This window comes from Paenibacillus sp. NPDC057886 (assembly GCF_042796655.1).
In the GTDB taxonomy this organism is placed as follows: Bacteria; Bacillota; Bacilli; order Paenibacillales; family Paenibacillaceae; genus Paenibacillus.
This window is the reverse complement of record NZ_JBHVMZ010000003.1, coordinates 248,057-263,206: the sequence shown is the minus strand read 5'-3', so window position 1 is coordinate 263,206 and position 15,150 is coordinate 248,057. Positions and strand designations below refer to the sequence as shown.

The 15,150-nt window shown below is 46.9% G+C and carries 15 protein-coding genes and 1 tRNA gene; 4 read left to right on the top strand and 12 right to left on the bottom strand.

Going from position 1 to position 15,150, the window contains the following annotated elements:
- Positions 1-58: 58 nt before the first annotated feature.
- Complete coding sequence (locus tag ACFVQB_RS11835) at positions 59-574, bottom strand: mismatch-specific DNA-glycosylase (RefSeq protein ID WP_379438661.1); 516 nt, start codon at positions 572-574, stop codon at positions 59-61.
- Between the two features lie 121 nt (positions 575-695).
- Between ACFVQB_RS11835 and ACFVQB_RS11830 the strand changes: the two genes are divergently transcribed.
- Complete coding sequence (locus ACFVQB_RS11830; RefSeq protein ID WP_379439710.1) at positions 696-1,616, top strand: AEC family transporter; 921 nt, start codon at positions 696-698, stop codon at positions 1,614-1,616.
- A gap of 197 nt (positions 1,617-1,813) precedes the next feature.
- On the opposite strand, the gene ACFVQB_RS11825 is transcribed toward ACFVQB_RS11830, so the two are convergent.
- The 4 genes from ACFVQB_RS11825 to ACFVQB_RS11810 form a co-directional block, all read right to left on the bottom strand.
- Positions 1,814-2,065, bottom strand: coding sequence for an RNA-binding protein (locus ACFVQB_RS11825; RefSeq protein WP_063567677.1), 252 nt, complete (start codon positions 2,063-2,065; stop codon positions 1,814-1,816).
- A gap of 313 nt (positions 2,066-2,378) precedes the next feature.
- Positions 2,379-3,179 (bottom strand): nucleotidyltransferase domain-containing protein, encoded by an 801-nt coding sequence (locus ACFVQB_RS11820; protein WP_379438658.1) that lies wholly within the window; start codon positions 3,177-3,179, stop codon positions 2,379-2,381.
- A 25-nt stretch (positions 3,180-3,204) separates the two neighbouring features.
- Positions 3,205-4,698, bottom strand: coding sequence for a TROVE domain-containing protein (locus ACFVQB_RS11815; RefSeq protein ID WP_379438656.1), 1,494 nt, complete (start codon positions 4,696-4,698; stop codon positions 3,205-3,207).
- Positions 4,699-4,812: 114 nt separating this feature from the next.
- Positions 4,813-4,896: transfer RNA gene (locus ACFVQB_RS11810), tRNA-Asn, on the bottom strand.
- A gap of 315 nt (positions 4,897-5,211) precedes the next feature.
- Here ACFVQB_RS11810 and ACFVQB_RS11805 point away from each other — a divergent pair.
- Positions 5,212-6,567 carry a helix-turn-helix transcriptional regulator gene (locus ACFVQB_RS11805; RefSeq protein ID WP_379438653.1) on the top strand — a complete coding sequence of 452 codons (1,356 nt, stop codon included), beginning with the start codon at positions 5,212-5,214 and terminating at the stop codon, positions 6,565-6,567.
- Positions 6,515-7,408: a WYL domain-containing protein gene (locus tag ACFVQB_RS11800; RefSeq protein ID WP_379438651.1), complete on the top strand. Its 894-nt coding sequence runs from the start codon at positions 6,515-6,517 to the stop codon at positions 7,406-7,408. Before ACFVQB_RS11805 ends, ACFVQB_RS11800 begins: the two co-directional genes overlap by 53 nt.
- A 151-nt stretch (positions 7,409-7,559) precedes the next feature.
- On the opposite strand, the gene ACFVQB_RS11795 is transcribed toward ACFVQB_RS11800, so the two are convergent.
- The 6 genes from ACFVQB_RS11795 to ACFVQB_RS11770 form a co-directional block, all read right to left on the bottom strand.
- A complete protein-coding gene (locus ACFVQB_RS11795; protein ID WP_379438649.1) occupies positions 7,560-8,057 on the bottom strand; it encodes an LURP-one-related/scramblase family protein in 498 nt (165 codons plus the stop codon).
- A gap of 135 nt (positions 8,058-8,192) precedes the next feature.
- Entirely contained in the window at positions 8,193-8,933 is a 741-nt protein-coding gene (locus tag ACFVQB_RS11790; protein ID WP_379438646.1) for a hypothetical protein, read from the bottom strand.
- A complete protein-coding gene (locus ACFVQB_RS11785) occupies positions 8,930-9,628 on the bottom strand; it encodes an ABC transporter ATP-binding protein (protein WP_379438643.1) in 699 nt (232 codons plus the stop codon). The genes ACFVQB_RS11790 and ACFVQB_RS11785 overlap by 4 nt, the downstream gene beginning before the upstream one ends.
- Entirely contained in the window at positions 9,621-10,031 is a 411-nt protein-coding gene (locus ACFVQB_RS11780) for a GntR family transcriptional regulator (protein ID WP_113054124.1), read from the bottom strand. Before ACFVQB_RS11780 ends, ACFVQB_RS11785 begins: the two co-directional genes overlap by 8 nt.
- A gap of 181 nt (positions 10,032-10,212) precedes the next feature.
- Positions 10,213-11,079, bottom strand: a complete 867-nt coding sequence (locus ACFVQB_RS11775; RefSeq protein ID WP_379438639.1) for an aldo/keto reductase — start codon at positions 11,077-11,079, stop codon at positions 10,213-10,215.
- 31 nt (positions 11,080-11,110) lie between these two features.
- Positions 11,111-11,650 carry an STM3941 family protein gene (locus ACFVQB_RS11770; protein WP_379438637.1) on the bottom strand — a complete coding sequence of 180 codons (540 nt, stop codon included), beginning with the start codon at positions 11,648-11,650 and terminating at the stop codon, positions 11,111-11,113.
- A 345-nt stretch (positions 11,651-11,995) separates the two neighbouring features.
- Between ACFVQB_RS11770 and ACFVQB_RS11765 the strand changes: the two genes are divergently transcribed.
- On the top strand, positions 11,996-13,996 hold the full coding sequence (locus ACFVQB_RS11765; RefSeq protein WP_379438634.1) for a S9 family peptidase: 2,001 nt from the start codon (positions 11,996-11,998) through the stop codon (positions 13,994-13,996).
- 231 nt (positions 13,997-14,227) lie between these two features.
- Here ACFVQB_RS11765 and ACFVQB_RS11760 read toward each other — a convergent pair whose 3' ends face one another.
- Complete coding sequence (locus ACFVQB_RS11760) at positions 14,228-14,923, bottom strand: stalk domain-containing protein (RefSeq protein ID WP_379438632.1); 696 nt, start codon at positions 14,921-14,923, stop codon at positions 14,228-14,230.
- Positions 14,924-15,150: the final 227 nt, after the last annotated feature.

Sequence of the window (15,150 nt, the reverse complement as noted above, 5' to 3'; positions counted from 1 at the left end):
TTTCGTGGTGAATTTTCTGGCATCCTGAATCACTCATTCCGTCGCAGCCGCTTATCTCTCAATCTGCCCTGTTCTTCTCCGATACAAAATCGGCAAGCTGTGAATAGATCGCCACGATCTCATCCATTGACATACGCACGAGTCCGCTGGATGACGGGGCTACAAACTCGTGAATTTCCTTGACAACCGGGTCGTCCTGGAACCCCCACTCCGCTTTGGCACGCTGGCTGTACTGGGTGTATACCCCTTTCCCGACAAAACAGGCGATGTCCGGTCGGTATTCCTCCAGCTTTTGCCGTAAAATTTGCCGTCCCTCTGCATATTCTTTCTTTGTAATATCCTCCATGCCTCTTGTTGGCCGGGCTACAATATTCGTAAATCCATACCCGAGCTTCAGCAGCTCCCCATCTTCTTGTGCATCATATAAACGAGGGGTCAATCCAGAGCGTTCAAGAATGCGCCAGAAACGGTTTCCTTTATAAGCATAATGATGACCCGTCTCTCCAGACGTGATGCTGGGATTGAATCCGATAAATAATATCGATAAACCATAATCCAGATGATCTGGAATCATAATAAAAAGCCCCCTTATCTTTTTTAGTCATTTACATCTTTCATCTGTGTATAAAATGATATAATGGTTGAAGTATTTTCGAAATCGGACTGAAATTTTCATGAAAAAGGAAGCTGAACTGATGATTGCAGACATCATGCTTGAAGTCGTCCTGCCCGTCTTTCTTCTGATTGCCGTCGGGTCCTGGATGCAAAAGGTGTTCAAGTTGGACTTGTACACCCTCGCCAAAATCAATTTCTATTGTATTACCCCCGCAGCCGTCTTTATGAGCATGTATCACTCCGATATGTCGGGGGAATTGCTCGGAACTGTCACGCTTTTTTACGCCTTATATGTAATTATTCTCTATATTGTGGGGTCTGTGTTTGCACGCTCGCTTCGCATGAACAAAGGCATGAAGGCCGCCTTCAACAACAGCATCATGCTGGACAACGCAGGCAATTATGGTCTGCCCATCAACTCCCTGGTATTCCGTGGCGATCCACTGGCCTCTTCCATCCAGGCACTGGTCATGTCTTTACAGGCATTGCTGACTTTCACTTATGGTGTGCTGTCCATTCAGGGTGCGAAGCTCAAGGGCAATTACCGTGCGGTGATCATTGGATTTCTAAAAATGCCCGTTCCTTATGCGTTGTTGCTCGGCATTTTGTTTCATATGGGGAATATTCCACTGCCCACTTTCCTGTCCATGCCGCTGACTTACGCGCAGCAAAGTATGGTCGCTGTAGCACTCTTGACACTCGGCGCCCAAATTGTAAAATATCCAATCCGCCTGTATCGTCTTGATGTGTATATTAGCACATTTCTGCGTTTGCTGATTGGCCCGGCCATCGGGATTTCCATTGTGCTACTGCTCGGTTTGCAAGGTATCGCCGCTCAGGCCCTTATTATCGCATCCGGTATGCCTACCGGAGTCAATGCGTCCATTCTGGCCGAGGAGTACGATAACGAGCCAGACTTTGCTGCCCAGACGGTTCTGATCTCAACGTTGCTTAACATCATTACGATTACCGCACTGATTTCGTTTGCGAAGAGGTTCTGACCTCATACGCAAAAATAACTAGTCCACTCTCCTCAACGGAGCTGTGGGCTTTATTTGGTCTGAGGAGAAGTCAGCACAAAGCCGGCACAACCAAAAAAGTCCAAACACAGCCGTCTCCGGATGAGCTTGAACTTCTTTTGTTACCTGCATATTCGATCTGATCAAGTCCATTATATGATTGACCAGCCCTAAGAAAACTAAGATTCACATGTCGTCCGTTCAGGGAACTTGCCACCTTCTCTGAACAAACATCGAACCAATCGCTGTGCGGCCCGATTAAAATAAAAACTTGGACTGACACCCTCCACCTGAACAGGCTCCAGCTCTTTCACACTTTCCTTGACCTTATTCATTTCAATGAGTCCCATCTTCCGCTCATTCGGTCCGAATCGATAAATAACCTTTTCATCGTCTTCCGTCTGTTTCACCAGCAGAATCATTGACGCCATGCAGGTTACCCCCTATCGTTACGTTGTGAGATTCCAATGACCACTTGCTTACTATTAATTATTACCCAGAATGGATTGGAAACATATAGGGCTTTAGTTATTTATATTAACGTTAAAACTCCTAATTTTAATTATCTTGAATGAAACATTTTGACGAAAAATAACAAAAACAGGCTTGGATATACCAAACCTGCCCTATTACCTTGCATCCAAAGGAATCAGAAGTCTCATACTTCACCGATTCTGTTACAAACGTGGGTCCACCGGTTCAGACCCCTGATGTGCAAATACGCACGAACTCGAACTTTAATCGTCAGGTTGTCGCCCAGACCTCTTGCAGTGCAAAACGGAAAATCCGGTCCAATTCTTCATATTGAATAATCTGTTCATTCTGCAGTTGGGAGGCCAGTTGTTCAAAATGCTCGATCTTCTCTGCCAAAAAAGCCTGTATCGCAGGTAGTTGCGGTTCCAGGTCGAGTTCCTCGCCTGCCTTTTTCCGGCGCAGCAGTTCATGGATTTCCGTATAGAGCGGCGTGCTCTGAGGAACAAGCTCTTGAACCAGCTCTTCGAATGCCATCGGCGGCATCGCATCATAACGTTCGATCCAGCCACAGGCGAGCAGTGGGCGCAGCACATAGAAGTACTTTTTGATCTTCACCTGTTCACCCTGCAAATAATCCCGAAAGTTTCCCTTCGCCATGTTCAGATAATGGTACATACAGGACTTTGGTGAGAAGGTCAAAGGCGACAGTGCACGAATATGCTCTGCCACGCTGTACGGCTCGTCATACTGAATCGGGGATTGCAGCCACTCCAGCAGTGGTGGATTCGACTTGCGAAACAGCTTCAAGGCTTTACGTAAATCCCAACCATTTATATCAAGCTGATCACTGATCGGGCGTTCGATAACATCCCTTTTATCCTCAATGGACAAGTACCATTCCAGCGGTCTCACATACAGAAAACGAACATCATAATCGCTGTCCTGTGAAGGGAAACCCCATGCCCGGCTGCCCGATTCACAGGCATAGATGATCCGTACCTGCTCCTCCTGTTCAATCTGTTTCAGCTGCTCTCTAATCGTATCTCTCGTTTCTTCATGAACATGAGTCATCTCCGTTGCCCCCACATTTTCCAATTTAAATCTCTATCTCTCTCACTCGGTTCGCAAGTGTATCATATCCCGCTATAGTCTCAGCAATATACGTCAATACCGTTTCACTCCAGCCATAGATATAAAAGGTTTTGCCATCCCGTGGCGGTACCATTGCCTGCTGATAAGGTGCAATATCCACGATAAATGCTTTCAGGTCCGGATTCATCATCCGGCGATAACGTTCAAGCTCAACATATAATGGACTGCCTTCGTTCTGCTGTTCATCGGTGATCATAATGATCTGATCCACTTTTTCTCCAATATCCCGAAGCTCTCGGACAGGCCGTCCCGTGTCGGTTCCACCTTGTGCGCGAATCCGATGAGCTTGGGAAAGGATGCTTTCATCCATCTTGGGACGAGCATCCTCAACCATGTGGTCGAATAACCAGAACAGCGAGTTGCCTCGTGTTTGTTTATAAAGTGCCAGTGCCAGCACCGAACCGATCCGCAAATAATCCCCTTGCATGGAACCGGAGCGATCCAGGAAAATGGCGGTTCTTCCCAGCAGCGATGGCAGGTTGCCAATCGATAGCTCCACCGCTTCCCGCAAAGCAGAGCGCAGCTCTTCTCTTGCGATCATTTCATACGCACTGGCGAAGCGGAAAGGCAAGATGCGCGACTTACTCAGGGATTCTGCATCCGTAAGACGGCCCGTTACGTAATCGATATTTTTCGATTTTTCAAAAACTCCCGCCCGATCCATCGCATTCAGATGACGTAACAAGGCAAAGGTCGGCATCTGGGACATCAACGCCTCCCATACCGTACGTGTCGGCTGCATGATCGATGTGACCACCGAATACGGCAGTTTGCCTTTTTCGATCAGATGCATCCGACTTGCCGGGTTGGGGGTAGCCTTCAGTTTTTCTAGCGCCTGCAACTGCGGCAGGTCCGTAAGATCCACCTCATGTCCTCGCAAATAACGGAACAAGGCTTGTTGCTTCATATCTGTCGGCTTGGGGTGTGCTGTAGCGATCATATCGCCCAGACTGTATCCACGTCCGCGCCCGTTGTATTTGATTGCCCAATATTCAGTAATACCGTTCAAAAATTGACTCACCTGACGCTTCACCACTCGCCCGCCCTGTCCCCGACCCGTTCCTCTTAGAATCGTCAGAAAATCGGCCAAGTCAGCCGGTGTCTGTACAACCTTGGAGAATACCTTCGCAAACTGATCCGGGTTCACCTTGGACAAGAGTGCCAGCCCGTATAGAGGCTGTAACCGCATCAACCCTTCATTACGAGCATAGACCAGCGCCCGCGCCATAAACCCTGCATCGACCTCAGCCATCTCCTGATGACTGACCATCGCATCATCCATCAGTTGCTGTGTATCTGCATAAAACGTATTGTTCAATGTATTGGTCATTAACATCTGTATATATTGTTCCTCCACCAATCGCTCATAGGCGCCATAGCCTTCATGATTACGTGTAGTTGGCTGAGGTTGATTAAATAATTGTTTCGCTCTGCTCATCACTCATGACCTCCCGGTGTGAGTCTATTTACTGGGGTTCCATAATAAAATGTTCCGAGGAAAAAGGTGGGAAGGTATAATACCCGCTCTACCGCTGAGCTACACCGCCATGAACGGCGGCGATTGGATTCGAACCAACGACCTGGTCGATTAACAGTCGAAGTAACCCTCCCTGGCGCCTCGGAACCTTGATCCGCCGAGCTTGTTGCTGCCCCGCTTCACAACCTTATTATGCCTCACACATTTGCACGGGAACATGGCGAAAGTATGGCGACGAATCAATTTCATAACTCATTAAATTATCGTTTTGTAACGATTGAAGCAGCTAAAGGTATTATGAAATTGATTCGACCTCCATAAGTTTAAAATGAAACCAGCCACTCATCCTGATACAATGAAGGGATAATAGTAAATGGGAAGATCCCAAATGTTTCTATATAACGCAGAATTATTCTGCCAACATAGTCATCCACTATACCCGCCTGACTCCAGGCCACCAAGGAGTGAATGCTCATGGCTAAAGAAAGCTTTGACAAAGAAATTCAATTTCTGCGCATGTTGTCTCTGACAAGTGGTGCGTACAACCGTAAACAGTATGCCGAACGGCTCGGCATATCCGTACATACTTTTGATAAAACACAGCGCAGATTAAAAGAAATTATGCAGACCGTCGCGGACCAACGCTCAGGCTCCGAACAAAACAAAGAAATGGCGGATCTCGTACGCTTCCAGTATGGGGAGTCTGCTGAGCCTATGCTGCTCTTCCTCTTTCGCGCCAAGTCGATGAAAGAGACTGAAGTTCAACGACTTTCCGTTCTTTTGCATACCCTGCAAGATCAGGCTTTAACCGCTATGGAATTGCTGGATGCCTGCTGCGCTGAACTTCCGGAGGAACTGGCGCTGCCTGACGAAAAGACAATCCGCTCAGATCTGAAGTATCTGGAAGAAGTCGGGGTGATCCGCAAGGAACCCGGCGGCAGGCCTTATCGTTACCTTTTGCAGCAGGACGTACTTACGGGGCTAACCGTGGAAGAACAGCTGGAGCTGTATGATTTTGTGGATATTATGGCAAACACCCAGGTTCCGTCCGTACAGGGATATTTATTGCGCGACAGTCTCAAAAAAGCCATTGCCGCAAGCTATCCGCAGGAAGAAGCCACCGAGCCATTTATATACAAGTACCACTATTATTCACGCATTCTGGACGAAGCACATCTGTTCACTCTGCTTAGTGCGATTCGTCAGCGAAAACATGTACAGTTTCTGTATTATTCACCCAAAAAACCGTCCAGCTACAGTTCACAGAATACGAATCCACGTTTTGAACGGGAAGCAGGCGGACGATCCAACCGGATCGTACCGCTTGAAGTTGTCTATGACCATCAGTATGGCCGCTGGTATGTTATTGGATATCAGGGACGCCGAGGCTTTGTAAAATTCCGCATGGAAGGCATTACACAGCTCGAGGAACAGGATTCAATTGAAGAACAATATATGCTCGAATTGAAACAACAGTGGGCCGAGATCAGCCGCTTCAGCTGGTTGGTGGATACGGGGAACACCGTGACGGTTCAAGCCCGATTCTTCCATCCTCAGGACAACCAGCGTAACTTCATTCTGGATCGGGTTCGTTTGCAAGGCCAATGGGGAACGATTACGCCCGAAACGGAACATACCTTTCTGTATGAAATTCAGGTCAATGGTACCACCGAGATTAAGCCGTGGCTTCGGAGCTTTGGCTCAAGCTGCGAGGTGATCGCTCCACAGAGGCTGCGTCAGGAGATGATTAAGGAATGGAAGGAGATTGCGCAATATTATGAATTTGTTCGAGAAGATGTTCAACTACCAGATGATGACGAGATTGAATGAAACCGGACTGTTCACCTGGACATCCCAGGAACGAGCCTGGCTGCGCATGATGCTGAATCACCCTGCCGCACCAGAAGCGCTGCACCCTGATACGTTGCACAAAATGCATGACATGCTGGATTCAGAGCAGGATCTGGACCTTCAGGATTACCTGACCGAAAAAGCCAAAAGTGAAGAAAACAGTGTCTTTCACCCGCTGCTCAAACCTTTACGGCAGATGATTTTGCATCATCAAGGGTTTCGTTTGACAGGGCGTGTACGCAATGGACGAATCAGCCAGGATCAGTTTGGATTTCCCTACAAGCTCGAGTATTCCATGGTCAAAAAAGAATGGTACGTGCTCTGGTATGCTCCACTCTACAGCAAACTGATGTCAACCAAGCTGCACAGCATCATTGCCGTTGAACCTCAACCGCTTCAACCGGAGACCGCTTCGCAATACGCTGGCAAAATCGCGATTTTAACGGAGAAACGGAAGACGACCGTGACAATCGAAGTGCTGCCAGAGTTCAATCAGGAATTGTCGCGAATTCTGTATGCCTTCTCCTGCTTCGAGAAGCAGGTCGAATTTGTGGAAGCACAACAGATGTACCGCATTGAACTGACCATTCCGCGGAATGAGATGGATTATGTGTTGTCCAAAATGCGTTTTCTGGGCAAACGGGTACGGATTGCAGACAATGCTGCACTTCGGGAGCGAATGTCCGAGACAGCCGCCAAAGTATTGGCACGCTATGCGGAAACCGAGCCTGAAGTACAGCCTGAAAGGACTTCTGGAGGAGTGCGCAGCCACCACGGCGAGGAACCTATTGTAAAGACGGAAGGCAGTGATTCTGCATAGCTCATGTTAGTTGTGATTCGTTAAACGTCCGACTTATGCAAATGGGGACGAATAGCGTGTGTTCGTTTCATTAGAATAAAATAATACAACAAGGGCTGTCCCCCGTTATGTTAACGACCTAAGGGACAGCCTCTTTGTTCATATTTTCTGTCTAAGCGCCACTACCGGCAGCCGAATTCCTTCTTTTATTAATCGCATGCACACCCATCACAACCGCAATCAATTCATACGTATCCAGATGTTCTGATTGGTTGTCTAACACAAATGCGCCTGAACCGAACCAGCCACTTGTACGCCTGAAGCTTGCCACGATTTTGCCGCCCATCCCGGTGATATCATATTCCTGTGAAAACGCCGGAGCGGAGACATCATACACACCACGCGGTCCTGCATCGTACTCATACTTTTTACTGAAAAAGCTTATTCTCGTCCGTAACACACCCCGCTCCCTTCCATCGGCTGAAGTCACATCCCAACGGTTACTTAACATGCGGAATTTACCACTGCAAATGAGTCCCGAGTTATCGAATACATCAAGCGATGAACCAAAGGCACTTTTCAAATCGAGATGACCTGCCTGTTCCTGTTTATGGTTAATAATCTCGGTGTACCCCGCATTAAAGAAATTATCTCTGAAATAAAGTTCCATGGAATCCCTCCCTTACAAGAAATAAACCTTCTCCCTTATTGCAAAACGACATATATCCCTATTTACGTATAAGAACTGGGAATTGCTTCAAATAAAAAAATCTGCCAGCTAAACTTCAGCTGACAGAATCTTAACTTAGACTTCGACTTTTCTATTATTCAGATATACGGCAACGCCAACCAAAATCACAGCCACGATGATTTCAAAGATGACACTCGCCCACGTTCCATCTGACCAAATGATTCGATTGGACATAATGGAGAGCCCTGTACTTTTTTCCGTTACCTGAAATAATTCATCCGGGTTAAATCGACCCGAGAAGATGATATTCTCCAACCAGCTAATGAGATTGATTAGTACGAAAAATGCGACGATACTAATCCACGGTCCTGTTTTAAAACGGAAGCTGCCTCCAATCGAAATGGAGAGGAAGATGATTATGATACAGAACAAAGCTACCCACCAGAAAAACAACAGCAACGAAACAATCTCCGAAAGATGAATACCCGAATCGTTAATGTAGCTGGTAAAGTTAATCCCTGTGTGTGTTGCACTGTAAATAAAGTAGTGAATGGTGGCTACCGCCAGTAAACCCAGCCCGCAAAGTGTTCCGAATATGATCGGAGACAAGACGTGAGACAGCCCTGTTACCGGCACAAGACGGCGGTTGAACGAACGGATATTGGCTCTGTATGTCTTGATCATTTTCACATAAATGGCCACACCTGCTCCGACATATGCAATCACACCTATAAGACTCCCTGTTACTTCAGAAAAAAACAATGCCAGCCCAATTTGAACGATAATCAATACGGCCAGGCCAGCCAACAATGTATTCCAATTCCTTCTAAAGTCATACTTCAGCAGTGTCATCATTCCGCATAGACCTCCTTGAACATTTCATCCACACTTTTACCGTACTTGAGACGCAGTGTCTCCACTTCTTCCCGCATCACCAATTCACCTTCACGGATGAAGATCACTTCATCAAAAATTCGTTCAATATCCGTTACGAGATGTGTAGAGATGATCAGACTGCTGTCTTCATCATAGAACTTCACAATTGCATCCAAAATTTTGCCCCGGGCAACCGGGTCTACCCCGCCAATCGGTTCATCGAGCAGATAGAGACGAGCTTTACGGGAAAGAGCCAGTGTTAATTGCAGTCGTTCATTCATACCTTTCGACAAATGTCTTACCTTTTCTCCCTCTCCAAGCTTCATGAAATCAAGTATCTCTCTTGCTTTCTCTTGATCAAAATCAGCGTAGAAATCGCGGTAATACGCAATCGCGTCCCTTACCTTCATCCAATTCTCGGTCAACGGGCGGTCCGGCATAAAGGATACCAGTGACTTCGTTTCCAAGCCAACCGCTTTTCCCGTGACACGAACATCTCCACTGCTGGGGTGCAGAAGCCCTGCAACCAGTTTCATCAAAGTGCTTTTACCGCTGCCGTTACTGCCCAGCAGACCTACAATTCGGCCTGGTGCGATATCAAGCGTGATGTCATGTAGTGCTTTCTTGCCGCCATACGTTTTGCTCACATGGTTCAGCTCAAGAATATTACTCATTCACTGTTCCTCCTCTTCCATCACGATGCGATGATTGCTTTCCTTCTGCAACGGCATCCGCCACGATATTTACAATATCCTGTTCTTCGATGCCCAGCTCCTGCATTCCTGTAAGAAAACGCTCCAGCAATTCACCAGCCATCTCTTTTTTGATCGTCATAATTTTCGACTCCTCACTTGTCACGTATCGGCCCAGACCTCGCTTGGTTTCAACCACTTCTTCCCGCTCCAACTCCTGAAATGTTCGCTGTACTGTATTGGGATTGATCTGTAATTCGGCCGCGAGCTCACGAACCGAAGGAATTTTATCGCCTGCCTTAAGTGTTCCGGTCACAATCTGTCTTTTGATGTACTGCATAATCTGCAGGTAGATTGGCAAGTTGTTGTCAAATTCGATGCTCACAATGTCCTCGCTCCTCTCTGTATCTGTGTGTTAGTTACATAGTACACTAGTGATTTGTTGTTGTAAAGCCCATTTATTTAAATTGTCTCTTAATGCAAAAAAGAGCAGATCCGCAGATCTGCTCTTGATTCTTCCAACAACGTTCATTGTATGATGTAATCGGTATGACAAGACGTTTTTTCTATACAATATCCAAAGGCATTTTACCCTTAGGTGCAGGGAATACCTCATTCAACCTTACAATCTCATCTTGGGTCAAAATAATGTCCATCGCCGCAGCATTCTCGGCAACATGATTCAGCTGTACAGCTTTCGGAATCGCCAGTATGTCTCCATCCCTGATAACCCAGGATAACGCAATTTGCGAGGGACTGACTCCTCGATTCTTGGCAATCTCACAGATGACTGAATGCTCCAGCAATTCTTTACGAAGCCTGCCACCTTGGGCCAGTGGACAATATGCCATCACAGGAATACGGCGTTCCCTCAACCAGGGAAGAAGCTCGTATTCTATACCACGAGAAGCTGCATGATACAGCACTTGATTCACTGCACAATGCTGACCAGCTGGAATGTTCCATAGCTCCTGCATGTCCTCTGTGTCCAGATTCGAGACACCCCAGCGCAGAATTTTGCCTGATAGTTTCAACCGTTCCATGGCTTCGACAGTCTCTTCCAACGGCACACCTCCACGCCAGTGCAGCAAATACAGATCCAAGCGGTCTGTACCCAGACGCGAAAGGCTGCGCTCACAAGCGGTGATCATCTGCTTCCGATCCGCATGATGGGGATACACTTTGGATACCAGGAATACGTCATCCCTACAGTCTGCTATCGCCTCACCAGTGACCTCTTCTGCCCCGCCTTCTGCGTACATCTCTGCCGTATCTATCACTGTCATTCCACGTTCAATACCATAACGCAGTGCCTGAACTTCCTCTCTCCGACTGGATTGCTTCTCACCCATGTACCATGTTCCCTGTCCGATTGCAGGCAATGATGTCCCATCGGGTAGCTGGATCGTACGCGTCTGATTTCCTTGTTTCATCTGTACTCCTCCAATCTGACAATGTTCCTCGTTATTTATTCGCCCCTTCATTCGATCGCTTCCAACGCTCCACCATCATGATATACAACTGATCTAGTGGTAACGTGAGGCTGTTCTGGGCAATGCTTACCGTAGCATCGACCAGGCTGCTGTTTACCGTCATTAATTTGCGCTTCATCCCATTCTGACGATCCAGAAAGGCTTTCTCGTCCCACAATTTAACCCCAATCATCTGCTGTCCCATGAATTCATACATAAAAATATTCTCAACATCTTTCCAGGCAATTAGCCCTCCCGATGTGTAAGAAGATGAATCCGCAAACCCATGCTCATCGACAACAAAGGAAGGTTCCTTCTTAATCATCTTCACCAGGCTGTAGCAGAGACATAGCCCAAAAAACAAAATGGAGAACAAACCTATAACGGAAGAAATGGTGGATCCCTTGGCTGAAGAATCATCAAACATCAAAAAAAATCCGGCTGCTACAAAAAGTGCCGCCCCCACTGTAAGCCATGCCATTCGTTTCCGGCTAGGGTATTCCAGGTGCTGTTGATCATAGGATGTGGACAAAATGATGCTCCTCCTTCATGGTGACTGAGACAAGAATGATCTATATAAACGGGGTACAGCTCATTAAATAAGCTGGATTACCAAATATACTTAAATAGCATTGTTCATTAAACAGATTCAACTGACATTAAACATCATTTTCAGACAGCATTTCGTCCATTTCATGACTATTCAACATTAGGATTCGTCATACTTCCAATAATTCCTTTTCGTCACAGGTGATATTGTTAAGAAATAGGAGTACGTCCGTTCAGAATCGTGTTGTCCTGCCTCATGCTTTCCGTTAATATAAATGGAAAGGTTAGGAAATTAAAACATTCTGAAATCGTGGTGGGAGGACAAACAATGAATAGTCTGCGCGGCATAACATCGGAAGATCTTTTTCAGATTACATGGGTTAATGATCCAACTCCGTCTCCTCAGGGTGGACAACTGGTATATGTAAGCCGTAAAACAAATGAAGCACGAGACGGTTATTCTTCTCACCTGAGACTCCTTAACCTGGAGAACCAGAAGGACAGACCTTTCACATCCGGAGATAAGGATCACGCTCCTGCTTGGTCGCCGGATGGCTCACAGCTTGCTTTTTTACGAGAGCATGAGGGCAAAACACAAGTGTGGCTGATCGCCTCAGATGGTGGAGAAGCACAGCAAATCAGTTATTTGAAGCATGGCGTCAGCTCTCTGCTCTGGTCACCGGATGGGCTCACTTTACTTGTTAAATCATCTGTGGACATGAGTGAAAAAGACGAAGATGAAACTGAAGACATAGATAAAAAACTGCTGCAAGAACTTGTCGTGGATCGAATTCGAATGAAATCTGACAGCGGTGGACTGTGGAATGGTAGACGAACCCATCTCTTCCGTGTTCCAATCGAAGGCGGAGAGGCGATCCCTGTAACTACAGGTCATTATGACGTTGGGGACTATGCGTGGTCGCCGGACGGAGAGTCTATTGCCTGGATCGCTCAGTTTCCGGAAGAGGGCGAGCAACATAACGATTACACTCTGACGAACCATGTGTATCGTGCCAAGTCTGACGGATCTGACGTGCAGCAGTTGACCCCGGAAGGATACTCTTTCGGCCGGCTGACGTACGCTCCTGATGGACAATCCCTTGCATTGCTTGCCAGCGACCGCTCCTATGAAAATGCTACGTTGGTCAAGCTCTACACCCTTCCGATTTCAGGCGGCAAACCCGTATGTCTGAGCAAGGATTGGGATGTACAGATCAATCACAGCCTCGTTGGTGATATGCGCTCACACTTAACCAATACGGGTCCGGTATTCAGTCGTGATGGTTCATCCATTCTCTGTCTTGCTACTATTGAAGGCAGTGTCCGGATTGCCCGATTTGCACGGGACGGCAGTCATGCCGAATACATCTTGCCAGTTGAGAAAGAGTTCTATCAATTTGCTGAGCTGGAAAATGGACAGATCGTGGCTGCCGTAGCAGACGTACTTAGTCCTGGTGATCTCTTTCTGTATACTCAACCTGATGAAGTTGGGGCCGAGCCTATACAATTGACCCATAGCAATCCTCAACTGGATGAAGAAATTCAACTTAGCACACCAGAAACCTTCTGGTTCGATTCCTCTGACGGCCTGCGACTGCAAGGCTGGATGCTGAAACCGGCTGGCATGGTGGAAGGAGTCAAAGTCCCAACCATCCTTGAGATTCATGGCGGTCCACATATGATGTATGGGTTTACGTTTATGCATGAGTTCCAGATTCTCGCAGCACAGGGATACGCTGTTGTATATATCAATCCACGAGGTGGGCTCGGATACGGGCAGCAATTCGTGAATGCCTGCCGAGGTGACTATGGCGGAGGGGATTATCGTGATCTGATGGAAGCCATCGATTATGCGTTGTCCCGATACCCGTTTATCGACGAGTCCCGACTTGGCGTCACTGGCGGCAGCTATGGTGGCTTTATGACCAACTGGATCGTTGGACATACCGACCGTTTCAAGGCAGCCGTCACTCAGCGTTCCATCTCTAACTGGCTCTCGTTCTACGGGGTCAGTGATATTGGATTCTTTTTCACGGAGGACCAGATTGGCGGTAATGCCTGGGATGACACCGAGAAGTTATGGAAACACTCCCCGCTTGCATACGTGGGTAACGTCAATACTCCACTGCTGATTTTGCATGGTGAGCAGGATCTGCGTTGTCCAATTGAACAGGCTGAACAACTGTATGTTGCCTTGAAACGACGCAAACAGACCACTCGGTTCGTTCGTTTCCCGGGAGCCAATCACGAGTTGTCCCGCGGAGGTCACCCGCACTTAAGAGTACGTCGTCTGGAGCATATTGCCGGATGGTTCAATGAGCACCTGTAACGCCATCTTAAGATCATGTGATATGAAATAAAAATAACTTCTTCCTTCTTCTCATGTTCGCTTGATCGAGAAGTATCCAGGATCAACAAAACCACCAGTAGAAGCGGTCATACTCATGACCCTCTTTGGTGGTTTTTACTGTTTGGACGTTTGGAAATGGGACAATTACTGCGTCAGTATACCTTGGTTTATTTTATGAAATCATGGCTATGAGTACTTGTTACTGCTCCCTTACTCTTCTCCCCACACAATGGTCACTTCGTTAACATCCTTGTTACTTGTAGAAGTGGAACCTGTAATGGATACGGCGAATTTGCCTTCTTCACGGCCAGCAATGCCGAATCCATCCACCTTTACGTCTTGCGCGTATTCAGTAAAGTCTTTGTTCTGGTAATAGTCTTTGTAGGATGTCCCTACCGCGAGCAGCGTTTCTTTTGTTGTATATGTAAAGACGATTTTGTTCTTGCCGCCGTCTACACTAGACTCAATCAGGCTAATTGTCTTGGCATCCGTTGGTAAAGGGAAATCAACTGGTAAATACTTGGCCTTCACACTCTCAGCCTGTTTGTTTTTATCTGTTGATGTTGTTGAAGTCGAATCGCTGTTGCTTATGGAACTGGACCCACTGGAGGAGCTTTTGGAACCGATGCTTACTTTATTGGTTTTCGAATCATACGTTACTTCCGTGTTCAACGCATCTGCAATGGAACGAACCGGCAGATAAGTACTGCCTTGATATGTAATGGGGGCGAGCTTCTTGCCCTGGTCACCTGTCGGTGTGAACTTCTGCCCGTTCACTTCAATGCCTAACCCATGGTTTAAATAAGCCTTGATGGTTTCCAATTGCGTTCCTGCATATGCCCCTGCTGATCCCGTTAGCACCATACCGAAGACACCAGCGGTTAACATCCACTTTTTATTTTTCATCCAAAATCCCTCCTGATTGTTTTTATTATCGAAAATATATGTACGGTTGCTGCTTCGTTGTTAAACCAAAGGTTGGGATCATAATACCATCTGGCGAGAGCTTGTACATGATTTAAGAGGAAAACAGGACCAGCGGCGCACAAAATTAGTCGTTTCATTATTTTGCTTTACGCACACTCGAATCATTGTTATTACATGAACAAAGTCCTTGATGTAGCCTCATACAA